The sequence below is a fragment of the Streptosporangium sp. NPDC053982 genome, from assembly GCF_055585205.1.
Window position 1 is genome coordinate 275,348 of the sequence record NZ_JBVJKQ010000007.1, and the last position, 25,280, is coordinate 300,627.

At 73.3% G+C, this 25,280-nt stretch carries 20 protein-coding genes; 7 read left to right on the forward strand and 13 right to left on the reverse strand.

What is annotated here, in order from left to right:
* Window positions 1–47 precede the first annotated feature (47 nt).
* Window positions 48–2,906, reverse strand: coding sequence for an ATP-binding protein (locus ACZ6W9_RS14810; RefSeq protein WP_470118122.1), 2,859 nt, complete (start codon window positions 2,904–2,906; stop codon window positions 48–50).
* A 188-nt stretch (window positions 2,907–3,094) separates the two neighbouring features.
* On the opposite strand from ACZ6W9_RS14810, the gene ACZ6W9_RS14815 reads away from it, so the two are divergent.
* From ACZ6W9_RS14815 to ACZ6W9_RS14835, 5 genes are all read left to right on the forward strand, one after another.
* Entirely contained in the window at window positions 3,095–4,465 is a 1,371-nt protein-coding gene (locus ACZ6W9_RS14815) for an FAD-binding oxidoreductase (RefSeq protein ID WP_470118124.1), read from the forward strand.
* Window positions 4,466–4,488: 23 nt separating this feature from the next.
* Window positions 4,489–5,292 carry an alpha/beta fold hydrolase gene (locus ACZ6W9_RS14820; protein WP_470118126.1) on the forward strand — a complete coding sequence of 268 codons (804 nt, stop codon included), beginning with the start codon at window positions 4,489–4,491 and terminating at the stop codon, window positions 5,290–5,292.
* Window positions 5,293–5,435: 143 nt separating this feature from the next.
* The gene (locus tag ACZ6W9_RS14825) at window positions 5,436–5,933 is read left to right on the forward strand and encodes a hypothetical protein (protein ID WP_389963301.1); all 498 of its coding nucleotides are present in this window, start codon (window positions 5,436–5,438) and stop codon (window positions 5,931–5,933) included.
* 754 nt (window positions 5,934–6,687) lie between these two features.
* Entirely contained in the window at window positions 6,688–8,349 is a 1,662-nt protein-coding gene (gene cmdF / locus ACZ6W9_RS14830; RefSeq protein ID WP_389963304.1) for a tyrosine 2,3-aminomutase, read from the forward strand.
* A gap of 189 nt (window positions 8,350–8,538) precedes the next feature.
* A complete protein-coding gene (locus tag ACZ6W9_RS14835; protein WP_389963307.1) occupies window positions 8,539–9,429 on the forward strand; it encodes a phytanoyl-CoA dioxygenase family protein in 891 nt (296 codons plus the stop codon).
* A 174-nt stretch (window positions 9,430–9,603) separates the two neighbouring features.
* Here the strand turns inward: ACZ6W9_RS14835 and ACZ6W9_RS14840 are convergent, their stop codons facing one another.
* The 10 genes from ACZ6W9_RS14840 to ACZ6W9_RS14885 all read right to left on the reverse strand — a co-directional run bounded on the left by ACZ6W9_RS14840 (window position 9,604) and on the right by ACZ6W9_RS14885 (window position 19,929).
* Window positions 9,604–11,388, reverse strand: a complete 1,785-nt coding sequence (locus tag ACZ6W9_RS14840; RefSeq protein WP_470118128.1) for an LVIVD repeat-containing protein — start codon at window positions 11,386–11,388, stop codon at window positions 9,604–9,606.
* 118 nt (window positions 11,389–11,506) lie between these two features.
* Window positions 11,507–12,730: a kynureninase gene (kynU, locus tag ACZ6W9_RS14845; RefSeq protein WP_470118129.1), complete on the reverse strand. Its 1,224-nt coding sequence runs from the start codon at window positions 12,728–12,730 to the stop codon at window positions 11,507–11,509.
* Window positions 12,731–12,899: 169 nt separating this feature from the next.
* Window positions 12,900–13,871: an amidohydrolase family protein gene (locus ACZ6W9_RS14850; RefSeq protein ID WP_470118130.1), complete on the reverse strand. Its 972-nt coding sequence runs from the start codon at window positions 13,869–13,871 to the stop codon at window positions 12,900–12,902.
* A 3-nt stretch (window positions 13,872–13,874) separates the two neighbouring features.
* A complete protein-coding gene (locus ACZ6W9_RS14855) occupies window positions 13,875–14,390 on the reverse strand; it encodes a 3-hydroxyanthranilate 3,4-dioxygenase (protein ID WP_389963319.1) in 516 nt (171 codons plus the stop codon).
* The gene (locus ACZ6W9_RS14860; protein WP_389963322.1) at window positions 14,387–14,809 is read right to left on the reverse strand and encodes a RidA family protein; all 423 of its coding nucleotides are present in this window, start codon (window positions 14,807–14,809) and stop codon (window positions 14,387–14,389) included. The genes ACZ6W9_RS14855 and ACZ6W9_RS14860 overlap by 4 nt, the downstream gene beginning before the upstream one ends.
* Entirely contained in the window at window positions 14,806–15,573 is a 768-nt protein-coding gene (locus tag ACZ6W9_RS14865) for a 2-keto-4-pentenoate hydratase (RefSeq protein WP_389963325.1), read from the reverse strand. Before ACZ6W9_RS14865 ends, ACZ6W9_RS14860 begins: the two co-directional genes overlap by 4 nt.
* 127 nt (window positions 15,574–15,700) lie before the next feature.
* Window positions 15,701–16,714 (reverse strand): 4-hydroxy-2-oxovalerate aldolase, encoded by a 1,014-nt coding sequence (gene dmpG / locus ACZ6W9_RS14870; protein ID WP_470118132.1) that lies wholly within the window; start codon window positions 16,712–16,714, stop codon window positions 15,701–15,703.
* Window positions 16,711–17,688 carry an acetaldehyde dehydrogenase (acetylating) gene (locus tag ACZ6W9_RS14875; RefSeq protein WP_389963328.1) on the reverse strand — a complete coding sequence of 326 codons (978 nt, stop codon included), beginning with the start codon at window positions 17,686–17,688 and terminating at the stop codon, window positions 16,711–16,713. The genes dmpG and ACZ6W9_RS14875 overlap by 4 nt, the downstream gene beginning before the upstream one ends.
* Window positions 17,685–18,482, reverse strand: coding sequence for a 2-keto-4-pentenoate hydratase (locus tag ACZ6W9_RS14880; protein WP_389963331.1), 798 nt, complete (start codon window positions 18,480–18,482; stop codon window positions 17,685–17,687). The genes ACZ6W9_RS14875 and ACZ6W9_RS14880 overlap by 4 nt, the downstream gene beginning before the upstream one ends.
* The gene (locus ACZ6W9_RS14885) at window positions 18,475–19,929 is read right to left on the reverse strand and encodes a 2-hydroxymuconic semialdehyde dehydrogenase (RefSeq protein WP_470118134.1); all 1,455 of its coding nucleotides are present in this window, start codon (window positions 19,927–19,929) and stop codon (window positions 18,475–18,477) included. Before ACZ6W9_RS14885 ends, ACZ6W9_RS14880 begins: the two co-directional genes overlap by 8 nt.
* Window positions 19,930–20,003: 74 nt before the next feature.
* Between ACZ6W9_RS14885 and ACZ6W9_RS14890 the strand changes: the two genes are divergently transcribed.
* The gene (locus tag ACZ6W9_RS14890; RefSeq protein ID WP_389963337.1) at window positions 20,004–20,762 is read left to right on the forward strand and encodes an IclR family transcriptional regulator; all 759 of its coding nucleotides are present in this window, start codon (window positions 20,004–20,006) and stop codon (window positions 20,760–20,762) included.
* A gap of 155 nt (window positions 20,763–20,917) precedes the next feature.
* Here the strand turns inward: ACZ6W9_RS14890 and ACZ6W9_RS14895 are convergent, their stop codons facing one another.
* Complete coding sequence (locus ACZ6W9_RS14895) at window positions 20,918–21,796, reverse strand: LysR family transcriptional regulator (protein ID WP_470118136.1); 879 nt, start codon at window positions 21,794–21,796, stop codon at window positions 20,918–20,920.
* Between the two features lie 97 nt (window positions 21,797–21,893).
* Here ACZ6W9_RS14895 and ACZ6W9_RS14900 point away from each other — a divergent pair, with 97 nt between their 5' ends.
* On the forward strand, window positions 21,894–23,405 hold the full coding sequence (locus ACZ6W9_RS14900; RefSeq protein WP_470118138.1) for an MFS transporter: 1,512 nt from the start codon (window positions 21,894–21,896) through the stop codon (window positions 23,403–23,405).
* Window positions 23,406–23,564: 159 nt separating this feature from the next.
* Here ACZ6W9_RS14900 and ACZ6W9_RS14905 read toward each other — a convergent pair whose 3' ends face one another.
* Window positions 23,565–25,166 (reverse strand): 4-hydroxyphenylacetate 3-hydroxylase family protein, encoded by a 1,602-nt coding sequence (locus tag ACZ6W9_RS14905; protein ID WP_362941063.1) that lies wholly within the window; start codon window positions 25,164–25,166, stop codon window positions 23,565–23,567.
* Window positions 25,167–25,280 lie beyond the last annotated feature (114 nt).

Consider the following 25,280-nt stretch of genomic DNA (forward strand, 5'->3'; position numbering starts at 1 on the left):
GCCGTCTTCCGTTCCCGGACTCCCGCGGCCGTCTTCCGCCGCCGGGTTCAGGCGGGCGCGGGGCAGCCCAGCGCGGCCAGCTCGGCGCGGCCCTCGGCGGCGCGGTCCGGCAGCAGCAGCAGGGTGCAGGCCCGCTCGAAACGGGCGCCGGCCCGCTCCCAGCCCGCCACCGAGGCCGCCAGGGCGGCGCCGTCGCCGCTCCGCCGCCCCTCGGCGCGGGCCAGGCAGGCGGCCGCCCAGTCGTTCTCACCCGCGACGGCGGACGCCGAGGCCAGCCGTTCGGCGGCGTCCGGCAGCCCGGCGGCGACGGCGAGCTCGGCTCCGGCGGCGCGGGCGTAGGTCTGGTACCGCCCCTGGGGGAAGTCGGTGAAGACGAGCTCCACCAGGCCGGCCGCGCCGCCGAACCGGCCGGTGTGCACGGCGACGCGGGCGTCGGCGAACGCCGCGAACGTCGCGTGGTTGCGCGGGCCGCCCGACACCTGCGTGGCGCGGGCGCGCCAGAACCGGTACCGGTGGTCGTCGCCGCGCAGGCCGTGGACCAGCGCCACGGCGGCCACGGCGGGCGACATCCAGCCCGCCACGGGACCGCCGGCGCGCTCCCAGCCGTCCCACATGCCGTCCGCCCGCCGCAGCGCCTCGTCGAACTCGCCGGTGAGCGCCAGGGGAAGGACCAGGCTGCTCTCCGACAGGTAGGAGTGACCGCCCAGCAGGTCGTCCTCCAGCGCCGACCGGGCGGTCTCCAGCGCGGTCCGCAGGTCGCCGGTGGCCACGGCGTAGGTGGCGGCCATGTTGTAGGTGTCGGTGACCTCCGGGGCGGAGCGCGGGTCGTCGCGGGACATCGCGGCGAGCAGGGAGAGCCGTTCGCGGGTGACCCGGTACGCCTCCCGGAGCCGGCCCGCCGTGGCGGCGGCGGTGCTCACCGCGTCGAGGGCCCCGCTGACGAGCACCGGGTCGCCGGTGGCGCGCGCCGCCTCGGCGGCGGACGCGGCCAGCCCCGGGTCCGGCGCCATCTTCTCCCGGCCCGCGTTCCACGCGGCCGCCGCCGCCAGCAGCGCCGCCACGACGGGATCCCCCCGGTCGCCGGCCGCGGCGGCCTCCTCCAGCAGGGCGGAAAGGCGCTCGTGGGGGACGTCGGCGGAGAAACCCGCGGAGAACCGGTTCGCGGTGACCACCGCGGAGGCCAGCGCCACGGCCACGCCGTCGCCGTCGCCCGCGGCGCGGGCCCGCCCGGCCGACGCGAGCAGCAGCTCGAAGGCGTGGTGGCCCGCCGGGGCGACGGCGTGCGCGCCGTCGGCCGCGCTGCGCAGGTCCCGGGCGGCCTCACCCGGGTGGGGCGCCCGCTTGGCCGCCTCCCGGTAGTGGTCCAGCGACTCGGTCAGGAACCGCCGCGCGTAGCACAGGCGGCCCAGTGCGCGTGCCAGCCGGTGCGGCGTCTCGCCGGGGCCGGGCGGCGATCCCGCCAGCGCCGCGCGCAGGTCGTCGGCGACGGCGTCGAACCCGGCGTCGAAGTCGTCGCGCCCCCCACCCGGCCCCTGACCGGGGAGCGCGGTCGCGTCCGCGGTCCGGGCGGGGAGCGCCGTCGTGACGGCCTGCCGGTCGGGGAGTGCGGTCGTGACGGTCTGCCGGTCCGCGAGCGCCGTCGCGACGGCCGTCGCCCACTCCAGGTGCCGCCGCCGCGTCTCGTCCGTCTCGCCGGCCGCCGCGAGCCGGTCCGCGGCGAAGGCACGGACCGTCTCCAGCAGCCGCCACCTGCTCTCCCCGCCCCGCCGGACGACCAGGCTCTTGTCCACCAGGCGGCCCAGCACGTCGGCGACCGGCCCCCGGCCCCCGGCGCGCGTCACGGCGACGGCGGCGTCGAGGTCGAAGCCGCCCGTGAAGACGGCCAGCCGCCGGAACAGCGTCCGCTCCTCCTCGCCGAGCAGATCGTGGCTCCAGCCGATCACCGCCCGCAGCGATCGGTGCCGCTCGACCGCCCCGCGCCCGCCGGCGAGCAGCCGCAGGACGTCGTCGAGGGTGGCCAGCAGGCCGTCGGCGCCCAGGGAGGCGCTGCGCGCCGCGGCCAGTTCGATGGCCAGCGGCATGCCGTCCAGCCGGGCGCACAGCTCGGCGACCACGGCGGGATCCGCGGTGAACCCGGGATCGGCCGCGGCGGCGCGGTCGAGGAAGAGCCGCTCGGCGTCGGACCCCGGCGGCAGCGGCGCGACCGGCACGACCCTCTCTCCCGGCACGCCCAGCCGCTCACGGCTGGTCACCAGCACCCTCGCACCGGGGCAGACCGACAGCGTCCGCTCCACGAACCCGGCCACCGCGTCGAGCAGATGCTCGCAGTTGTCGAGGACCAGCAGCGACCGGCCCCGGCCGAGCCGCTCGGCGACGGCGTCCTCCAGCGGCTGCCGGGGACGCTCTGTGACGCCGAGCGCCGCCGCCACCGCCTGCGCGACGAAACCCCCGCCCACCGGGACCAGGTCCACGAACGCGCCGCCCGCGGGGAACGACGGCGCCGCCTCCCCGGCGGCCACCGCCGCCAGGCGGGTCTTGCCGACCCCGCCCGGACCCAGCAGCGTCACCAGCCGGGACTCGCCGAACGCCGCCAGGACCGCCGCGCGCTCCCGCTCGCGGCCCACGAACGACGTCAGCGCCGCCGGCAGGCCCGCCATCCGTCCCGGCGGGGCCGCCGGCCGCGGCGGCGGGACGGCCTCGGCCGGCGCCGCCCCGCCGGCGAGCGCGGCCAGCGCCCGCCGGTCGGCGACGCCGTACTTGCGCAGCAGCGAGGACACGTGACTCTCGACGGTCCGTACCGAGATGTGCAGCCTGCTCGCGATCTCCGCGTTGGACAGCCGCGCGCCGAGCGCCTCCAGAACCTCCGCCTCGCGCGCCGACACCTCACCCGGCCCCGTTGTCGTCACCCCGACATCATCACCCATCGGCACCGCGATCAGTGGTCTTTACGTGCCGAATCCGTGGTTTTCACGGATGACCAGGGGGGTGTTCGCGGAGGATGCTGGTCGAAGCCGGACGCGGCTCACCGAAGACGCCGGGCGGCCCGTCACACGAGGGACGCCCGCTCCGCACACGAGAGACGAAAGGGTTCGAGATGAGCCAGCAGGTCCAGAGCCGGCCGTACCGGGCCGGCGACGCCGTGGCCGGCGGTCCCGAAGCCGCACGCCGCCTGGGTGAGGAGTTCGGCGGAGCGGTCATCCTGCCCGGAGAGCCCGGATACGACGAGCAGCGCGAGGCCCCCAACGCCGACATCGACCCGCGGCCGGCGCTGATCGCCGAGGCGACCGGCCCCGCCGACGTGCGGACCGCGATCCTCACCGCGCGCGAGCACGGCCTGCCCTTCGCCGTCCAGGCCACCGGGCACGGCACCTATGTCGCCTCCGACGGCGGCCTCCTCCTCAGAACCGGCAGGATGGACTCCGTCCTGGTCGACCCGGACCGCCGGACCGCCCGCGTCGGCCCCGGCGCCACGTGGGCGGAGGTGATCGCCGCCGCCGAGCCGTACGGCCTCGCGCCGCTCGCCGGCTCGCACCAGACGGTCGGCGTGACCGGTTACACCCTCGGCGGCGGCATCGGCTGGCTGGCCCGCCCGTACGGCTTCGCCTCCGACAGCGTGCTGCGCGCCGAGATGGTCACGGCCGACGGCCGGCTGGTGACGGCGAGCCCCGACAGCGATCCCGGCCTGTTCTGGGCGCTGCGCGGCGGCGGCGCCAACTTCGGCGTGGTGACCTCCCTGGAGTTCCGGCTCCACCCCGTTCCCCGCGTCCACGCCGGCGTCGTCTACTTCACGGCCGACCGGGCCGCCGAGACACTGACCCGCTACCGCGACTGGATGGCCGACGCCCCGCGCGAGCTGAGCACCTCGATCCTGCTGGCCCGGTTCGCCGACGCCCCGGAGACCCCCGCGCCGCTGCGCGACAGGTGGGTCCTGGGCCTGCGCGTCATGTACGCGGGCGAGGCCGAGGAGGCCCGCGCCGCGCTGCGCCCCCTGACCGACACGGCCGGGACGGTGCTGCTGGACCAGCTGCGGACCACGACGTTCGCCCAGGCCGAGATGGGCGGCATCGCGCCCCGCGACTTCAACCTCCTGGAGACCCTGCCCGACGAGGTGATCGAGGCGGTGGCGGCCGTCGTCGTGCGGCCCGACTCGCCCGTCACCATGGTGGAGGTCCGCCACTGGGGCGGCGCGATGAGCGACCCCGGGCCCGGCGCGGGGCCGGTGGGCCACCGTACGGCGCAACTGTCGGTCGTCCTGGACGCCTGCGACCCGCAGGTCTCGCGGGTGCTGCGCCCGCACTCCGGCGACCGGACGTTCCTGAACTTCCTGGGCGACACCACCAGGGCCGAGACGGCGTACACGCCGGACGACCACCGGCGGCTGCGGGAGGTGAAGCGGGACTACGACCCCGACAACTTCTTCCGCCTCAACCACAACATCCCCCCGGCCCGGCCGGGCTCCCGCTGACTCCGCCGAAGGCGATCGATCCCATGCGGTACGTGACCTCCAGCGACGGCACCGACATCGCGTTCGACCGCCGCGGTGAGGGGCCGCCGATCGTCCTGGTGAGCGGGGCGCTGCACCACCGGTCGCTCGACCCGGTCTCGGAACGGCTGGCCGAGCTGCTCGCCCCGCGCTTCACCGTCTACCGCTACGACCGCCGGGGGCGGGGCGACAGCGGCGACACCGCCCCCTACGCGGTCGCCCGGGAGGTCGAGGACCTGGAGGCCGTCATCGCGGAGGCGGGCGGATCGGTGTTCGTGTGCGGGTTCTCCTCCGGCGCGGTCATCGCCCTCGACGCGGCCCGCCGGCTGCCCGGCATCGCGAGGCTGGCGCTGTACGAGCCGCCGTTCGTCGTGGACGCCACCCGCCCGCCGCTGCCCGACGACTACGTGACCAGGCTCGACGGGCTGGTGGCCCGGGGGCGGCGGGGCGAGGCCGTGGAGTTCTTCATGACCCGCGCCGCGGGCGTGCCCGCCGAGGCCGTCGCCCGCAGCCGGAGCACGGCCGGCTGGCGGGCGTTCGAGGCCGTGGCCCACACCCTCGCCTACGACGGCGCGGTCATGAGGACCACCATGGCGGGCAGGCCGCTGCCGGCCGACAGGTGGAGCTGCGTCACCGCCCCCGTCCTCGTCGCGGACGGCGGCCGGAGCAGGGACTACCTGCGCACCGGCGCGCGGGCGCTCGCCGCCGTCCTGCCGGGGGCCCGGCACCTCACCCTGGAGGGCCAGAGCCACGCCGTGGACCCGGCGGTCTTCGCCCCCATCCTGGAAGCCTTCTTCACCGCCCACTGACCTGCTCGGGGGCGCCGCCATCACGGCCGGAAACAAAGCGCCATGACCGCAAGGAAGAAGAAGCGCCGGTCTGCGAACGATGCCAGTGTTTCCAGCGCGCCTGAGCCTTTCACGCCCCCGGACATCCAGAAGTGGAGCGCCCCATGCCCCGATCACTCATCTCCAGGATCGGCCCGCGCAAGAGCATCGCCGTCCTCGTCTCGGCCGGCGCCCTGGCCACCGCGGGCATCCTCCCGTTCGTCGGCCCCACCAACGCCGATGCCGCGCCCGGCGAGTCGACGATCCGGTGCAGCAACGCCACGCTGAAGGGGCACTACATCTTCGGCGCCAACGGCACGTCGGTGCCCCCGGGTGGCGAGAGCATCCCGATCTCCACGGGCGGCCTCGACTACTTCGACGGCAAGGGCGGCGGTACCGGCATCGCCACCTTCGTGGTGAAGGACGCCCTGGTGAACGACCACACCCCGATCACGCTCTCCTACAGCATCAAGAGCGACTGCAGCGGGAAGGCGTCGTTCCACCTGGGCGACAGCTCGGCGAACTTCAACGTGTACGCCGACCCCTCGGGGGCGTCGTTCGTCCTGGTCGCCACCGACCCGGGCAACGTGCTGGCGGGCACCGAGACCCGGGTGAGCCGGTAACCTTCCCCGCCCTTTCGTCCCGACCGCGGGGATCCGGCCGTCACGGCCGGTCCCCGCGGTTCTTCGTGCGCCGCCGCGTTGTGCGCCGCCGCGTCGCGCGCGGCGCCGGGCGCCCGCGGGGAACGCAGCGTCGCCGCCGGCGAAGCCGCCGCGTCGTTTTCCGCCCGCCGCCGCGCAGAAGGACGGCGGCCGGGACGCAGCTCATTCTTCTAGTCCCACGTCGTCCCGTTACGGGACTTCTGAAGCGATTCAATAATGCGCTGGTTTTCTCTCATGCGGAAACTGTGCGTCCGGCGGGACCCGATGGCAAGACGCGACGGATGCAACATGTTGTCCTCCGGTTGCCGCTTCCTGTCATCCGTTCCGCGCGCCTGCGCCTCCGGGATGGCGCATCATCGAATGACCAGGCAGGAGGGGGCGCGGCACCGCGCGGCGGGCGGCGTGCCCGGTGGCCAGCACGCCAGAAGATGCACCGGGTGACGCCCGGACGTGACGATGTCGTGGTGAGGACCGCGCATATCCCGTATGCCGCGGGAGCCGCCGGCGACGACACCGCCCATGCTCCCCGGCATTCGCGCCGGAATTCGGCCGACGTCGTTCCACGCGGAACATCGACCGCTATTTTCGGCCGTAATTCGCTGCCGTGGGGGAATTCACGTCGCGACCCGACGTCCCGCGCACGCACGGCCGCTCCGGTCGACGCGCAAGCCGTACCCGCTGAAGCCGTTAGCCCCTCTCTGGCGAGGTGAGAAACTTGACTCTGGTCGAGACCCAAACGTCGGTCGACTTCGATGGCGAGACCCTGGACATCGCCGCCGTGCGGCAGGTCGCCGAGGACGGCGCCGCCTGCGTCGTCTCCTCCGAGACGCTGTCCAAGGCGGCCGCCAACCGCCGCATGTTCGAGGACATCATCCAGCAGGGCATCCCCGTGTACGGGGTGACCACCGGCTACGGCGAGATGATCTACATGCTGGTCGGCACCGACAAGGAGGTGGAACTGCAGACCAACCTGGTCCGCAGCCACAGCGCGGGCGTCGGCCCGACCTTCGCCCAGGACGAGGCGAGGGCGGTCGTCGCGGCCCGGCTGAACGCCCTGTCCAAGGGCTACTCGGCGGTGCGCCCCGAACTGCTGGAGCGCCTCGCGCTCTACCTCAACCTGGGCATCACCCCCGCCATCCCGGAGATCGGCTCCCTCGGCGCGAGCGGCGACCTGGCCCCGCTCGCGCACGTCGCCTCCACCCTCATCGGCGAGGGCTACGTCCTGCGCGAGGGACGCCGCGTCGAGACCGCGCGGGTCCTGCGGGAGTTCGGCATCGAGCCGCTGCAGCTGCGGTTCAAGGAGGGGCTCGCGCTGATCAACGGGACCTCCGCGATGACCGGCGTGGGCTGCCTGCTGGCCGGACGAGCCATGGACCAGATCCGCCAGGCCGAGATCGTCACCGCCCTGATCTGCGAGGTCCTGCAGAGCTCGACCAGCCCGTTCGGCGCCGAGGGGCACGACATCGCCCGCCCGCACCGGGGCCAGATCGACAGCGCCGCGAACATGCGGACCCTGCTGCACGGCAGCGAGCTGGCCGTCGAGCACAGCGACCTGCGCCGCGCGCTCAGCGCCGACCCCGACCGCCTGCGCGCCCTGAAGGCCCGCGAGGCCGCCCGGCGCGACTCGGGCGAGGACGCGGACGGCGGTGTGCACCGTACCGAGGTCTACCTGCAGAAGGCGTACACGCTGCGCGCCATCCCGCAGGTCGTCGGCGCGGTCCGCGACACGCTGTACCACGTGACGGACGTCCTGGAGACCGAGCTGAACTCCTCCAACGACAACCCGCTGGTCTTCGAAGGCCAGGAGGTCTTCCACGGGGCCAACTTCCACGGCCAGCCGGTCGCCTTCGCGATGGACTTCCTCACCATCGCCCTCACCCAGCTGGGCGTCTTCTCCGAGCGCCGCACCAACCGGCTGCTCAACCGGCACCTCAGCAACGGCCTGCCGGAGTTCCTCGTCGCGGGCGACCCCGGCCTCAACAGCGGGTTCGCCGGCGCCCAGTACCCGGCGACCGCGCTGGTCGCCGAGAACCGCACCATCGGCCCGGCCAGCACCCAGAGCGTGCCGTCCAACGGCGACAACCAGGACGTCGTCAGCATGGGCCTGATCGCCACCCGCAACGCGCGGCGGGTCATGCAGAACAACACCAGGATCCTCGCGGTGGAGTTCCTCGCCGCGGCGCAGGCGGTGGACGTGTCCGGCCGCTACGACCGGCTCAGCCCGGCGGGCAAGGCGACCTACGACGCGGTGCGGTCGCTGGTGCCGACGCTGAGCCACGACCGCTACATGTCCGACGACATCGAGCTGGTGGCCGCGGCGCTGTCGCGCGGCGAGTTCGTCGGCGCCGTCGCCCGGAGCGACGTCGAGCTGCGCTGAGGGACCGGCCCGCCGTACGGCCGCCCGCCGCGAGGCCGGGGGAGTGCCGTACGGCGGGCACGGGCCGGCGGGCCGGGCGCCCGCCGGCCGTACCGGGGACGGGAACGAGCACCGAACGAGCACCGAACGAGCACGGAACGAGCACGGAGAAGGATCGCGGAGAAGGATCGCGGAGAAAGGCGGTTCACCATGGCTGGCCTGATCAGGGTGAGGCCGGACGCCGATCTCGACGACGTCGTCGAGATCCTGGAACGGGACGGGGCCGTCGTCGTCGAGGACTTCGTCGACCAGGAGACCCTCGCCGGGCTGTGGGACGACCTCGGTCCGTGCCTGGAGTCCCACGACTACAGCGACAACTGGTACGACGGCCTGCGGACCAGGCGGGTGTCCTCGCTGTTCGCCCGGACCACGCGCCTGACGCCGGTGGTGACCCAGCGCCTCTACCTGGGGGCGGCCCGGGCCATCATGCAGCGGCCGATCCCCATGTGGATCGGCAGGTCCCGGCAGGAGATGATCCCCACCATCCAGATCAGCGCCACGCAGCTGATCCAGATCCACCAGGGTCAGGGCAAGCAGCCCCTGCACCGCGACGACGCGCTGCACCTGCGCTCGCACCCGGGCCCGGCCAGCCGGGTGCAGATGATGCTCGCGATGAGCGAGTTCACCGCCGACAACGGCGGCACCCTGGTCATCCCGGGCAGTCACCACTGGGACGACGAGCGCGCGCCGAAGGCCGCGGAGGCCATCCCCACCGAGATGCCGGCCGGGTCGTGCCTCATCTGGCTGGGCGGCGTCTACCACGGCGGCGGCCGCAACGTCACCACCGTGCCGCGCACCGGCATGACCATCTCGCTGGACCTGGGCAACCTCCGCCAGGAGGAGAACCAGTATCTCGCGGTGCCCCGGGAGAAGGTGCTGGCCTACCCCGAGGAGGTCAGGCGGCTCCTCGGCTACGACCGCTGCCCGCCCGGCCTGGGCTGGGTGGAGATGAACGACCCGTACATCATGCTGGAGGACGAGGAGACCCGCCGCGCGGCGGGCGTGGACATCGCCTCCGGCGCCGCCTCCGTCACCGGCTGATCCGCCGCCGGGCAGGGCACGCCGGCCGTGACCGCCGAGGCGACCGGTGTGGAACGGGGGCTCCCTGGGCGCCGGACGACGCGAAGCGCCTTGCGGGCGCGCTCGTTCCGCGCGTCCGGGGGAGTCCCCGGGGTCACCCGGCCGGGAACGGAGGCGCCCCGGCCGGGTGGGGCGTCACCGGGCGCTGGTGCGGAACGGCTTGGCCGGCCTGCCCAGGTTGGGGGTGCCGAGCAGCTTCTTCGAGGAGATCGCGTAGATGCCGTCGTTGGTGAAGACCCAGGCGATCTTGCGGTCCCATTCGACGTAGACGCCGTGGGTCTGGTTGCCAAGGGCGTAGCCGGGCACGCCCTTGGCGAAGCCCGCCGGGACGAACTGCGCGGCGATCTTCGGGTGCTTCGGGTCGCGGGTGTCGAAGAACTGCACGCCCGCGTTGTAGAACGCGTACGGCAGCAGGCCCTGCCTGGGCTCGCCGGGCGAGGTGTAATAGCCCGAGCGCTTGGGGCCGAAGCTGCCGCCGCGCTGGCAGTAGTCGCCGAACGGGGCCGCCGCGGCGGGCTCGGGCCGGGGCAGGGCGCCGACGATGCGGGGCTTGGCCGGGTCGCGGACGTCGATCTGGAAGATGTCCTTGTAAGGCTCGTGGCAGTCCTCGCCCAGCGGGTAGCCGGAGACGTAGATCATGCCGGTTCTCTCGAACTGGGAGACGTCCACGTTGTCCGCCTCGGTGCCGCCGACCGACATGGGCAGGTCCAGGTGGGAGACCTCGGTCATCTTGGCCGGGTCGGAGATGTCCAGCACCGACAGGCCGTAACCGCCCAGGGCCGCGAAGCCGTACCTGCCGCCCTCCTCGACCGGCTCGGGGATGAACAGCGGCATGCGGGCGCCCATCCAGGAGGTCTGGTTGCCGCAGCGCGGGTTCCTGGCGTAGTCGGCGGACTCGCCGGCGACCTGGCCCTTCCGGTGCCACTCACCGATCTTCTTCGGCCTGGCCGGGTCGGACATGTCGTAGGCCTGGTAGCCGGCCGAGTACAGGTAGGTGGGCACCTCGGTGTTGCTCCAGGTGTCCAGCGGCGCGGCGGCGACGAACATGTACCTGCCGCCCGTCCAGTACGGCACGTCCAGTGAGCCCGAGCCCTGCTGTGGCCCGTCGACCGGCGCGTTCAGCGGGTCGGTCACCGAGCCGTCGGTGGTGACGGTGGCCAGCAGCCTCCAGTCCCTCTTGCGCGGGCCGTCGAGCCGGTAGACCTTGAAGCCCTTGAAGCTCGTGGTCTCACGGAGCTTTCCGACGCCCTCGGCGTTGTGGAACTTGGAGTGCTCCACCGAGTCGCCCAGCTCGCCGACCTGGCGCTTCTGCTCGAAGCTCTGGACCATGACGTAGGCGCCGAGCCTGGTGTTCCACTGGATGGTGGAGGCGCCCCAGTAGTCGTGGGCCTTCCAGTCCTTGCCGTCCTTGAGCTCGACGTTCTCACCGTACTCGGCCTTGATGTCGTTGCGGCTGAGCGACTCGACGATCTTGACCTTCCTGACGTCGGTCACGTCGTAGACGCGGCCCTCGCTCCGGTCGTACTGGAACAGGTAGCGGCGGCCGTCGAAGTCGACGATGTTCTGCCAGCTGTGGAAGTAGTCCGGGGTGAACCCGGCGCCCCGGTAGGCGGCCTCCAGCTTGATCGGGCCCTCCAGGTAGGACTTCGGGTCGTAGCCCTCGGTCTTCCCGAACAGGTCCTGGGCGCCGCCGGGGAAGGAGAAGCGCTCCTCGCCCGCCGGGGCCAGGGAGGGGTGCCGGAAGGTGCCGTCGAGCTGCATGCCGTACGTGCCGGCCTGGGGGTCGGCCGGGCGGCGGTCACCGCAGACGGAGGGGATGTTCGGATCGTCGGGGGCCGCTGCCCGCACCGCCGTACCGGAGGCGAGGACGAGACCCGCGACGCCGGAGGTGATCAGGGCATGCCGGAGGAAGTGGCGCATGGCGCGACCTTTCACAGGAAAGGGAGGAACACCCTCAGGCTTTCGGTTCCGTCCCCCGCCGGCCACGCTCCGTTCCGTGAGATGGAACAGGAAGGGTTCCATCTCACGGAACGCCGGCTCAGGTGACGGCCAGGCGCCGCCGGTACCGCTCGTCGCGCCAGTGCTCCTTCTCCAGCACCTCGGCCAGCGTGGCGACCGCGTCGTAGACGTCGGCGAAACCGATGTAGAGCGGGGCGAAGCCGAAGCGCAGGATGTCGGGGGCGCGGAAGTCCCCGTGGACGCCGCGGTCGATCAGCGCGCGCATGACCGGGTAACCGTCGGGATGGCGGAGGCTGACCTGGCTGCCGCGGCGCTCCGGGTCCCGGGGGGTGACCAGCTCGAGCCCGTACGGCGCGCGGAGCTCCTCGGCCAGGTCGATGAAGAGCGACGTCAGGGCCACGCTCTTGGCCCGGACCCGCTCCAGGTCCACCCGCTCCCAGATGTCCAGCGACGCGTTGAGCGGGGCGTAGGACAGCACGTGCGGGGTGCTCACCGCGAAGCGCCGGACGCCCTCCGCGGGACGGTAGCCCGGCTCGAACGCGAACGGCGCCGCGTGGCCGTGCCAGCCGGTCAGCATGTGCTCGGCCCGGTCGTGGTGCCGCGGGTTGACGTAGATGAACGCGGGAGCCCCCGGGCCGGCGTTGAGGTACTTGTAGGTGCAGCCGACCGCGAAGTCGGCCGCCGACATGTCGACCCGGAAGGCGCCGGCGCTGTGGCACAGGTCCCAGATCATCAACGCGCCCGCCGCCTGGACCTTCGCGGTCACCGCGGCGGTGTCGTGGCGCTCTCCGGTCCGGTAGTCCACCTCCGACATCAGCACGCAGGCGACGTCGTCGCCCAGCGCCTCGTCGAGGACCCCGATGTCGCGCACCTCGTAGCCGCCCAGCGTCTTGACGAGGCCCTCGACCATGTAGCGGTCGGTCGGGAAGTTGGCCAGGTCGGAGACGATCACCCGGCGGCCGGAGCGGAGGCCCAGGGCGGCCGAGACCGCCTTGACGATGGCGATCGAGGTGCTCTCGCCCACCACCACCTGTCCGGGACCCGCGCCGATCAGCGGGGCCAGGCGGTCGCCGGTGGTCAGCGGCAGGTCGAACCAGCCGGCGGAGTTCCAGCCGCCGACCAGTCGCCGGCCCCACTCCTCCTCCACGACACGCGCCGTGGCGGCCACGGCCGCACGGGGCATGGCGCCGAGCGAGTTCCCGACCAGGTAGATCGTCCCGTCGGGCAGGACGAACTCGTCCTTGAGGTGCTTGAGGGGGTCGTCCGCGTCGAGGGCGACGCAGTCCGCACGGCTGATGGTCACGAATCATCTCCCGGTCAGGTGCTTACCAGCCTCTCCATCATCCGGCATCGGCGAAGGTCAGAGCATCGGGATGTTCCGGGACGCGGAACCTCCACCCGGCATGGCGGGCCGGACGGCGCCGGACCCGCCGGGCGGGGACCGTATCGTCACCCGGTGCGGCGGCACGGGGTCACCGGCCGAGGAACCGGGCGGCGTTGCCGCCGAGCAGCTTGGCGCGGGCGCCGTCGGAGAGGAACCCGGCCCCCCGGATCAGCGATCCCGCCGGTGACTCGCCCAGCGGGTAGGGGAAGTCGGAGCCGAGCATGACGCGGTCCTCGCCCATCGTGTCCACCAGCAGCCGCAGTGCCCGCTCGTCGAACACCACCGAGTCCACGCTGAAGCGCTCCAGGTAGGCGGAGGGCGGGAACTCCGAGACCCCGACGAGGTCGTTACGGCGGTGCCAGGCGTTCTCGAAGCGGCCGAGCCAGAAGGCGAACGAGCCGCCGCCGTGCGCGAAGCACATCCTCAGGGAGTCCGGCACCCGGTCGAACACGCCGCCCAGGATCAGGGCGAGCACCGACAGGTGCGTCTCGGCGGGCATGCCGACCAGCCACTGGGCCATCCAGCGCCGCAGCCGGGGACCGTCCGGCATGTCCCACGGGTGGACGAAGACGGGCGCGCCCACCGCCGCGCAGTGCTGGAGGAACTGGACGATCCCCTCGTCGTCGAGGTCACGGTCGCCGACGTGGTTGCCGATCTCGACGCCCGCGTGCCCGGCGGCCAGGCAGCGGTCCAGCTCGGCGCAGGCCAGGTCGGGGTCCTGGAGCGGCACCTGGCAGAACGGCACCAGCCGCTCGGACGCGCAGATCTCCAGAGCCAGGTCGTTGAAGACCCTGGCGACCCCCGCGGCCTGCGCCGCCGGGCGTTCGTAGGAGAAGAACACCGGTGTCGGCGAGACGACCTGGACGTCCACCCCGTCGGCGTCCATCTGCTCCAGGCGGGCCGAGGGGTTCCAGCAGTCGTCCCGGATCCGCCGGAACTCCCGGTCGCCGAGCAGGATCATGGCCTCCCGCTCGGACTCCACCCGGAGCCGGGGCGCCCCCGGCCAGCCGAGGTCCGGCCAGCCCCTGGGGACGTGGTGCGTGTGGACGTCGATGATCAAGGGTCATCCCCTGCCCGGGTGCAGCGCGCCGCAGTCGTCGCAGGTGCGGGCCCTCTCGTCGTCGTAGAAGGCCTGGAAGATCGGCGGCAGGTCGGCCACGATGTCACGGACCTGGAGCTCGACCTCGTGGACCACGGCGTTGCACTCCTGGCAGTACCACCGGAACTTCTCCAGCACGCCCTCCGGTCTGATCCGCTCCACCAGGAAGCCGACCGACCCCTCCTCGGGACGCTGCGGCGAGTGCGGCATGTTCGGCGGGAGCAGCCACATCTGGCCCTCGCGGACGTGGACGGTGTCCGGCCCCTCGGGTGTCATGACGTTGATGTGCATGTTGCCGCGGACCTGGTAGAAGAGCTCCTCGTACGGGTCGACGTGGAAGTCGGTCCGCGCGTTCGGGCCGCCGACGACCATCACGATGAGGTCGCTGGAGCCCTCGAAGATGATTTTGTTGCCGACCGGCGGCCTGAGCAGGTGGGCGTGCTCGTCGATCCACTTGCCGAAGTCGATGGGGGGGATCACTGTCGCTCCTCCGGCCGATGGGCCACGGCCTGAATCTCGATGAGCAGATGGGGGTGGGGCAGCTGGTGGACGGCCACGGTGGTGCGGGTCGGACCGGCCTCGTCGAAGTACTCCGCGTAGACCGCGTTGTAGCCGCCGAAGTCGTCCATGTTCACCAGGTAGGCGGTGATCTGGACGAGGTCGCTCAGGTCGGCCCCGGCCGCCTTGAGAATGTCACCGATGTTCTCTATCACGGCCCGGGTCTGCTCGGCGATGTCGAGTGTGACCGTGCCGGACTCGTCGGCCGCGGCCCCGGCGATCGTGTCGTCCGGCCTGCGGGAGCTGGTGCCGGACACGTAGAGGAAGTCTCCGGCCCGCTTGACGTGCGGGAACCTTCCGCGCGGGGTGGCCTTTCCCCGGACGACGAGCCCATCGGTCACGGCCGCCCCCCGGACGCGGTGAAGGAGACCGAACCCAGGTGCTGGATCTCCGCTCTGACATGGGCTCCGGGGGCCAGCGGCTCGGCGGGCGTGGCGGCGCCGGCGAGCAGGATCCACCCGGGCTCCATGACCACCCCGTTCGCTCCGGCGAGGCGCGCGGCCTCCGCGACGGCCCGGCGCGGGTCTCCCAGGATGGCGCCGGTGGAGCCGGTCCGGACGGGACGGCCGTCGATCTCGAAGACGACGCCGAGGTTCCAGCGGGCGGGATCGTAGGGCTGCCACGGGCCGACCACGTATCCGGCGGCCGAGGTGTTGTCGGCGATCACGTCCGGCAGGGAGAACCGGAAGTCCTCGTAGCGCGAGTCGATGACCTCGATGCCGGGGGCGACCGCGGCGACGGCGCCGGGCGCGAGGGCGTCGGCGACCGTGGCGATGCGGCGGCCGATCAGGTAGACGACCTCCGGCTCGACACGGGGATGGATGTAGCTCGATATATCGGCGTATGAGCCGTCAAGGATGGCCGACGACTCCGGAACACGACCGAAGATCACGTCATGCACGCCCATCTGGCGGCGCTTGCCCTCGCTGGTGAAGCCCAGCTTCACCCCCGCCAGCCGGTCGCCCCGCTCCAGCCGGAGCCGGAGCAGCTCCTCCTGGACCTGGTAGGCGGCGGCCACGTCGTAGCCCTGTTCGGGCTGCGGCACCGCGCGGGCGGTGCGGGCGGCCTCGTCCAGTACGGCGGCGAGCCTGTGGATGTCGGTCACGGGGTCTCCTCCTCCCTGACGGAGCCGGGAACAGCGGGAACGCCGGACGCGGAGCCGGGAACCCCGGACGCGGAGCCGGGTACACCGGCCTCGGAGCCCTCCCCGCGGCCGGAGCCGAACGTCTGCCTCATGAGGTCCCCTCCGCGCGTGCCAGGTCCAGTGCGATGTCCACGATCATGTCCTCCTGGCCGCCGACCATCCGGCGGCGGCCCGCCTCGGTCAGGATGGTCCGGGTGTCGACCCCGTAGCGCGCCGACGCCGCCTCGGCGTGCCGCAGGAAGCTGGAGTAGACCCCGGCGTAGCCCAGCGTCAACGTCTCCCGGTCCACCCGGACCGGCCGGTCCTGCAGCGGCCTGATCAGGTCGTCGGCCGCGTCCATCAGGGCGTGCAGGTCACAGCCGTGTTCCCAGCCCATCAGGCCGGCCACCGCGACGAACACCTCGATCGGGCAGTTGCCCGCGCCCGCGCCCATCCCGGCCAGGGAGGCGTCCACCCGGCAGGCGCCGTTCTCCACGGCCACGACCGAGTTCGCCACGCCCAGTCCCAGGTTGTGGTGGGCGTGGATGCCGATCTCGGTGCCCTCGTCGAGCACCGAGCGGTAGGCGCGGACCCGGTCCCGGACCCCGTCCATGGTCAGCCGGCCGCCGGAGTCGGTCACGTAGACGCACTGCGCGCCGTACGACTCCATGAGCCTGGCCTGCCGCGCCAGCTCGTCGGCCGGCGCCATGTGGGACATCATCAGGAAGCCGGCGACGTCCATGCCGAGCTCACGCGCGGTGGCGATGTGCTGGGCGGAGATGTCGGCCTCGGTGCAGTGGGTGGCGACCCGGACCGAGGTCACGCCGAGCGCGTGGGCCCGCCTGAGGTCGTGGATGGTGCCGATGCCGGGCAGCAGCAGCGTCGTCAGCCGCGCCCGCCGTACGGCTCCCGCGACCGCCTCGATCCACTCGTCGTCGGTGTGCGCGCCCGCGCCGTAGTTGAAGCTGCCCCCCGCGAGGCCGTCGCCGTGGGCGATCTCGATGGCCGCCACACCGGCGGCGTCCAGCGCGGCGGCGATCTCGGCGGCCTGGGCCGTGGTGTAGCGGTGCCGGACGGCGTGCATGCCGTCCCGCAACGTCACGTCCTGGACGTAGAGCCTCACGCGCCCACCCCCGTGTCCGCGGTCCGTCCGCTACGGCCCGGCGATTCGGCCAGCCGCTCGGCGGTGCGCAGCGCGGCCGACGTCATGATGTCCAGGTTCCCCGCGTAGGCGGGCAGGTAGTGGGCCGCACCCTCCACCTCCAGGAAGACGCTCACCTTGGTCCCCCCGCCCCGCCCCCCGTCGGGCAGCGGCTCGCCCTCCGGAATCCTCTCGAACTGCACGTCCTGCTTGAGCCGGTAGCCGGGCACGTAGTCGCGGACCTTCTCCACCATGGCCCGTACGGCTCCCGCCACGGCGGCCTCGTCGCAGTCGCCGACCAGGCAGTAGACCGTGTCGCGCATGATCAGCGGCGGCTCGGCCGGGTTGAGGACGATGATCGCCTTCCCCCTGGCGGCCCCGCCGACCTCCTCGATCGCCCGGGAGGTCGTCTCGGTGAACTCGTCGATGTTGGCGCGGGTGCCGGGGCCGGCCGACCTGGAGGCGATCGAGGCGACGATCTCGGCGTACCGGACGGGGGTCTGCGAGGCCACCGCCGCCACGATCGGGATCGTCGCCTGCCCGCCGCAGGTGACCATGTTGAGGTTCCGCTCGGCGAGATGGGCGTCCAGGTTGACCGGAGGCACCACGTAGGGCCCGACGGCGGCGGGAGTCAGGTCGATGACCCGCTTGCCGTGCTCGCCGAGCACCCGGTCGTTGTGGAGGTGCGCCTTCGCCGAGGTGGCGTCGAGGACGACGTCCACGCCGGCGAACCCGGGCAGTCCGACCAGGCCCTCGACCCCCTCGTGGGTGGTCGCCACCCCGCGCCGGCGGGCGCGGGCGAGGCCGTCGGAGCCGGGGTCGATCCCCGCCATGGCGACGACCTCGACCCGCTCGGACAGCAGTGCCTTGAACATCAGGTCGGTGCCGATGTTCCCGGAGCCGATGATCGCGATCTTGATCCGCCGGGTGCCCCGGCCGGGCTCGTCGTGGGTCACGAGAAGACCGCCCGCACCGAGCCGAGGCCGTCGATGACGGCCTCGAACACGTCGCCGGGCTCGACGGCCACCATCGGGCCGAGCGCGCCGGTGAGCACGATGTCCCCGGCGCGCAGCGGGAAGTCCCTGCCGCCCAGCGCGCCGGCCAGCCAGACGGCGGCGTTGAGCGGATGCCCCATGCAGGCCGCGCCCGCGCCGGTGGACACCTCCTGACCGCGCCGGCTCATGGTCATCCCGGCCAGGCGCAGGTCCAGGCCGGTGAGCGGGACGGGCGTGCCGCCCAGGACGAAGGCGCCGCTGGAGGCGTTGTCGGCGATGGTGTCCACGAGCGTGATGTCCCACCCCGCGATCCGGCTGTCCACGATCTCGATCGCGGGCAGCACGAAGTCGACCGCCCGGATCACCTCGGCCACCGTGAAGGGGCCGCCCACCAGGTCGCTCTTGAGGACCAGTGCGATCTCCGCCTCGGCCCTGGGCTGCAGGAAACGGCCGGTCGGAATGGGCAGGCCGTCGAGGAAGGCCATGTCCGCGAAGAGCATGCCGAAGTCCGGCTGGTCCACGCCGAGCTGGCGCTGGACCGCCTGGGAGGTCAGGCCGACCTTCCGCCCGACCAGCCGCCGTCCGTCGTGCAGCGCCCGCCTGGTGTTGATCTCCTGTACGGCGTAGCCGGTCTCGGCGGTCCGGCCCGGCAGCGTCTCCCGCACCGGCGGGCAGGGTCTGCCGCTCCGCACCGCCTCCAGCAGCCGGTCGGCCGCCTCGACGAGCACGTCGGCGGCCTCGCTCAACTCAGGCATGTCCCGGCTCCAGCTTGATCGTGATCGTGGTGGGTTCGGAGTAGAAGTCCAGCGAGTGCGTGCCGCCCTCGCGGCCGATGCCCGACAGCTTCACCCCGCCGAACGGGGTGCGCAGGTCCCTCAGGTACCAGGTGTTGACCCAGACCAGTCCGGCCTCCAGCGACCGGGCGACCCGGTGGGCCCGGTCCAGGCCGGAGGTCCAGACCGTCGCCGCCAGGCCGTACTCGCTGTCGTTGGCCAGCTCGACGGCCTCGGCCTCGGTGTCGAACGGCGCGATGTGGCAGACCGGGCCGAAGATCTCCTCCCGGTTCACCCGGGAGTCGCGCGGGAGCCCGGTCAGCACGGTCGGCTCGACGTGGTAGCCGCCGTCGCGGTCGTCGCCGAAGCGCGGCACGCCGCCTCCCGCCCGGATCTCGGCTCCCTCGGCCCTGGCCAGTTCGTAGTAGGAGAGCACCTTGTCCCGGTGCTCGGCCGAGATCATCGGCATCATCGTGGTGTCCTCGTCGGCGGGACGCCCGAACCTCAGCCGTCCCGCCCGCTCGGCCAGCCTCGCCGTGAACTCCTCGAAGACGGGCCGCTCCACGTAGAGCCGCTCCGTGCACAGGCAGACCTGGCCGCCGTTGGTGAAGACCGAGCGCACACTTCCCTCGACGGCCGCGTCCAGATCGGCGTCGGCGAAGACCAGCCCGGCGTTCTTGCCGCCCAGCTCGAACGAGACCGGCTTGACCCGGTCCGCCACGCTCTTCATGATCGTCGACCCGGTACGGCTCTCGCCGGTGAAGGTGACCGCGTCCACACCGGGGTGCTCCACCAGGAACTGGCCGGTGGAGCCGCCGCCGAACCCGTGCACGACGTTGAGGACGCCGGGCGGCAGCCCGGCCGAGGCGGCGATCTCCGCCAGCACCGCGACCGAGCCCGGCGTGTGCTCGGAGGGCTTGACCACGATGGTGTTGCCCGCCACGAGCGAGGGGCCGATCTTCCAGGTCGCCAGCAGGAACGGCAGGTTCCACGGCACGATCACCGCCACCACGCCCAGCGGCCTGCGCACCGTGTAACTCAGCACGTCCCGCAGGTGGAACGCGCTCTCCGGGCGCTGGGCCGCGATCTCGGCGAAGGACCGGAAGTTGGCCGCCCCCCGCGGGATGTCCAGCGTGCGGGTCTGCGTGATCGACTTGCCGGTGTCGGCGATCTCCGCGGCCACCAGTTCCTCGAACCGCTCCTCGATCGCGTCGGCGAGACGGCGCATCCAGGCGGCCCGTTCCGCCACCGGCAGCGCCGCCCATCCCGGCAGGGCCGCGCGGGCGGCGGCGACCGCCCGGTCGACGACGGCCCGGTCCGCCTCGTGGACCCGGCGGACCGGCCGGCCGGTCACCGGGTCGTACGTGGCGAACGTCGCGCCCTCGGCGACCGGCACCCCACCGATGAAGTGGGTCACCTGGTCAGACAAGACTTCTCCTCAGGGTAGGACCCCTCTTGGTCACTGGATACGGGTATAGAGGTGAAGGCGGTTCATCGGCAACAATGCGTTCCGTGACACGGAACCCCGACCGCCTCTCGGTCCTGGAGAAATCCTGGCTCGTGCTCGACTCGTTCCGCCCCACGGGAGGCCCCCTCCGGCTGGCCGACGTCGCCGAACGCTGCCATCTGCCCAAGACCACCGCCTTCCGGCTGCTCACCGAGCTCACCGGGATCGGCGCGGTGGCCCGCCGCGAGGACGGCTACTACCTCGGCCGCCGCCTCTTCGAACTCGGTTGCATCGTGCCCCTCGAGCGGGATCTGAGACACGCGGCGCTGCCTTTCATGCACGACCTCTACGAGGCCACCCACGAGACCGTGCACCTGGGCGTGCGCGACGGGCTGGACGTCGTCTACGTCGAGAAGATCCGCGGCCAGGAGACCTTCGCCCTGCCCTCCCGCGTCGGCGGCAGGCTCCCTCTGACCTGCACCGGGATCGGCAAGGCCCTGCTGGCCTACTCCGGCCCCGACCTGATCGAGGAGGTCCTCGGCCGCCCCCTGCGCCGCCTGACCCCCCACTCGATCGTGGACCCGCAGCGCCTTGAGGAGACCATCGGCCAGATCCAGGCGGCGGGCCTGGCCTACGAACGCGAGGAGGCCCAGCTCGGCGGAGCCTGCATCGCCGCCCCCGTGTTCGGCGACGGCATGGCGGTCGCCGCCCTGTCCGTCTCCGTCCCCCTGGCCCGGTTCCAGCCCACCCGCCTGGCCCCCGTCGTCAAGGCCGCCGCCCTGGGCATCTCCCGCGCCCTGGCCAGGACCATCTGACCGGCCGGGAGGGGCACCGCCCCCGTCCCCGCCGTCCGGACGACGTCGGCGGTCGTCGGTCGTCGATGAGAGGCCAGGAGTCACCCGGTCGACCCCTGACATCCCGTCAGGCTCCGTCGCCGGCCGGCCCACCGCCTCACGGTACGGCGAAGCGGTCAGGCCACGGCGGCGTACAGCACGTCGCGCAGGCCGGGAAGGTCCTCCCGGTCGCCGCGCCAGACCAGCCGCAGCCGCAGGTCCGGGGCGGCCAGGCCGAGCCGGGTCAGCGCGCCCGACCGGAGCGCCTCCGCCACGGCGAACTCCGGCAGCAGCGCGATCCCCAGCCCCCGCTCCGCCCAGGCCCGCATCACCGCGACCCCGCCGGCCCGGACCCGCTCCGGGCCCGGCCCGAGGATCCGGTCGGCGGCCATCCGGAAGGAGCAGGCCGGCACGTTGACCAGCAGCCGCTCACCGTCCAGGTCGCCGGGCAGGACGGGGGAGCGGCCGGCCAGCCGGTGACCGGGCGCGGCGACCAGGACGAGGGGGACGGGGTCGAGGTCGAGGAACGTCAGGGGCCCGGCGGGCGGCGGGAAGCCGAGGTCGCCCAGCGCCTCCCCGGTGTCCAGCAGCAGCGCCGCCTCCAGCCGTCCGGCGGCGACCCCGTCGAGCAGCTCGTCCCGGCTCACCGACGGGGCGACCTCCACGGCCAGGCCGGGGCGGCGCCCGGCGAGCCGGGCCAGCACCCGGGGGACGAGCGTGGCGGCGATGGTCTCCAGCGCGCCCAGCCGCAGCACCCCCGGCAGCCCGGCCACCTCGCGGCGCGCCTGCTCGGCGGCGTCCAGCAGCCGCCGGGCCCAGTCCAGCATCCGCTCACCCGCGCCGGTCGGCCGCATCCCCCGCGCCGTCCGCTCGAACAGCGCCACGCCCAGCGACCTCTCCAGCGCGCGGATCTGCTCGGAGACGGTGGAGGGCGCCAGCCCCAGCTCGTTGGCCGCGTCGGTCACCGTGCCGCCGCGGATCACCGCCTCGAAGGTCCGCAACTGGCGCAGCTCCACGCCGCCCCCCGATCACCCGTTCCGTTCGGAATTCCCGAACGGAGTGTACGGACGGGCCGGTGGAGGCGGGAAGCCGGGAACCGGACAGTTGGTCCCCATGACCACAGCCGAATCCCCTTCCCCCGGCGGCTACGGTGCCGCGACGCGGCCGGACGGCCACACCGGCCGGACCGGACACGCCACCCGGACCGAGCATTCGGGACGCGCCGAACACGCCGGACACCCCAGCCGGGCCGGACACCCCAGCCGGGCCGGCCACCCCGGACACGCCGGGCCCGTCGGCCGGGCCGGGCGCCCGCTCGCGCTCCTGGGAATCTCGCTCGGGTACTTCATGGTGCTCCTCGACATGACCGTGCTGTCGGTCGCCGAGCCGGACCTGGCCGTCTCGCTGCGCACCTCGGTCGCCGGCCTGCAGTGGGCGACCACCGGTTACACCGTCGTCTTCGGCTCCCTGCTGCTGACGGCCGGCGCGGTCGCCGACCGCCACGGCGCGCACCGCGTCTTCCGCGCCGGGGTCGCGGTCTTCGGCCTGGGCTCGCTGCTGTGCGCCTTCGCGCCGGCGCTGTGGGCGCTGGCCGGGGTGCGCGCGGTGCTCGGCGCCGCGGCGGCGGCCTGCGTGCCCGCCTCGATGGCGATGATCGCGCGGCTGTACCCGGAACCGGCCCGGCGCGCCCGCGCCGTGGCGACCTGGGCGGCCGTCAGCGGGGCCGCGGTCGCCGCGGGCCCGATCGCCGGCGGCGCCCTGGTCGAGCTGGCGGGCTGGCGGGCGATCTTCCTGATCAACGTCCCGCTCGCGCTGCTGGTGCTCGCCACGACCGCCGGACGCGCGGTGGCCTGCCCGCGCGGCGAGCGGCGCGTCGACTGGACGGCGCAGCTCGCGGCCTGCGCCACCCTGGCGCTGCTGACCGACGCGCTGATCGCCGCCGGCTCCGCGTCCTGGGCCCGCGTGGCGGTCTCCGCGGCGGCCGCCGTGCTCGCCGGGGCCGCGTTCGTCCTGCGGGAGCGGCGCAGCCCCGCGCCGGTCCTCGACCCGGCGCTGCTGCGCGGCCGGGGGGTGCGGACCGGCCTGGCGGTGGGCGCCGCGGTGAACTTCGCCCTCACCGGCGACCTGTTCGTGCTGCCTCTGCTGCTGCGCCACGACCACCACCTGGGCCCGGTCGCCAGCGGCCTGGCGTTCCTGCCGCTGACCCTGCCGTTCGCGCTCAACCCGCCGCTGACCGGCCGCATCACGGCCCGCCGCGGCCCGCGGGCGCCCATCACGGCGGGCGCGGCGCTGCTGGCCGCCGGCGGCGCGGTGCTCGGCTGGGCCGCCTGGACCGGCGCCGGGTACGGCGTGCTCGCCCCCGGACTGCTGCTCACCGGATTCGGGGTGTCGTTCGTCCTGCCGGCCCTGGCCTCCGCGGTCGTCGGCGCGGCCCCCGAGGGCACGGCCGGATCCGCGGGAGGCGTGCTCAACGCCGTCCGCCAGACCGGGGCGACCTTCGGCGTCGCCGCCATGGGAGCCCTCACCGGCCTCGGCTCCCCGGCGGGCCCGGCGGCCGCGCTCCTGCTGCCGGCCGTGCTGTGCGCCGTGGCCGGCGTGTGGTTCGCCCGCGTGCCCGCCCGCTGACGGCGTCCGGCGTGCGATCCGCCCGGGAACCCTCCGGACGCGTCCGGCCCGGCCCCCGCGTGGGGGCCGGGCCGGAAGGGAGGGGCGGAGCCCGCCGGACGGGCGGCGGCCGGGCCTTCCCGGAAGGCGCCGGTCCGCGCCGTCAGAGGCCGAACGCCGTCAGAGGTCGAACATGGAGTTGCGGACCTGGCGCAGGTCGTCGAAGGACGACAGGTCCGGGACGGTCCAGCCGTCCAGGTCGTACTCGGACATGCACTCCTCGACGAACGCCTTGTAGCCGTCCACCTGGCCGTTCGCCGTCTGCGCGGCCAGCAGCTCGACCCGGGTGTTCTCGTGGTTGCCGGCGTAGTTGCGCTCGTACAGCTCGTGCCGGCCGCCGAACTCGCTGCCGACCGCGTCCCACAGCAGCTTCATGATCTTGATCCGCTCGACGGACTCCATGCCGCCCGAGCCGCGCAGGTACTTGTCGAGGTACGGGCGCACGTCGGGGTTCTTGAAGTCGTCGGCGCTGGAGTTGATGTAGATCAGGCCGCTGGCGATGTCCTGCTGCACGATCTCCTTGACCCGGGGGTAGCCGATCTGCATGAACCACCGGTAGGCCAGACCGTACTGGGGGTTGGGCAGCACCGCGCCGTTCGTCCACGCGACCGGGTTGCGCGCGGCGGCGTCGGAGAACGCCCAGAACAGGTTGCGCCAGGCCAGCACCTCGCCGATCCGGCTCTGCACGCCGCGGAAGTCCTTGGTGCCGGTCGCCTCCACCGCCTTGATCAGCAGACCCGCGATGAACTCCAGCTTGACCGCCAGGCGGGTGCACCCGTGGAAGGTGAAGCGCTCGGGGAAGCCGGAGCGGCCGGTGAAGAGCTGGACCTTGCCCAGGTGCCCGTAGATGAAGACGTTCTCCCAGGGGATGAGCACCTTGTCCAGGACGAGGATCGTGTCGTTCTCGTCCAGCCGCGACGACAGCGGGTAGTCGAACGGGCTGCCCATGGCGGTGGCCGTGGCGGTGTAGGAGGGGCGGCAGATCAGCTTCAGGCCGGGCGCGTCCATCGGGATCGTCGCGACCAGCGCGAACTTCCGGTCCTTGATCGGCAGGCCGTAGTGGGCGATGAAGTTGTAGTGGGTCAGCGCCGAGCCGGTCGCGACGACCTTGGCGCCGCTCACCACCAGGCCGGCGTCGGTCTCCTTCTCCACGTGGACGAACACGTCGGCGACCTCGTCCGGCGGCCGGTTGCGGTCGACCGGCGGGTGCACGATCGCGTGGTTCCAGAACAGCACCTTCTCCTGCGACTCCCGGTACCAGCGCCGGGCGTTGTCGGAGAACGGCTCGTAGAACTCGGCGTTGGCGCCGAGCGTCCCGAGGAAGGCGGCCTTGTAGTCGGGGCTGCGCCCCATCCACCCGTAGCTCATCCGCGCCCACTCGGCGATGGCCCGCTGGTTGGCCACCAGGTCCTCGGCGCTGCGCGGCGTGGTGAAGAAACTGTGGGTGTAGCCGTCGCTGCCGGTGTCGGTCGGCACCACGAGGGAGCCGCGCCGCTCCGGGTCGTGCAGCGCGTCGTACAGCCGCGCCGTCATCCGGACCGGGTTGTGGAACGCGGGGTGCGAGGTGACGTCCCTGACGCGGTCGCCGTACAGGTAGATCTCGCGGTCGTCGCGCAGGCTCTCGATGTACTCGTCGCCGGTCATCGGGCGTGTCTGCCGCCGCGCCGGACCGGCGGGCTCCGCGTCCCCGGTGCCGGGCGTGCGGTCCTGAAGCTCAGTCAACGGACTTCTCCCTTCATTCCGCGTCGCCGGATGCGGCCCGCGGAGCGGTCTCAACCCGCGTCGCCGGATGCGGCCGGCGGGGACGGTCTCATCGCCGGAGGCCGGGCCTCCGCC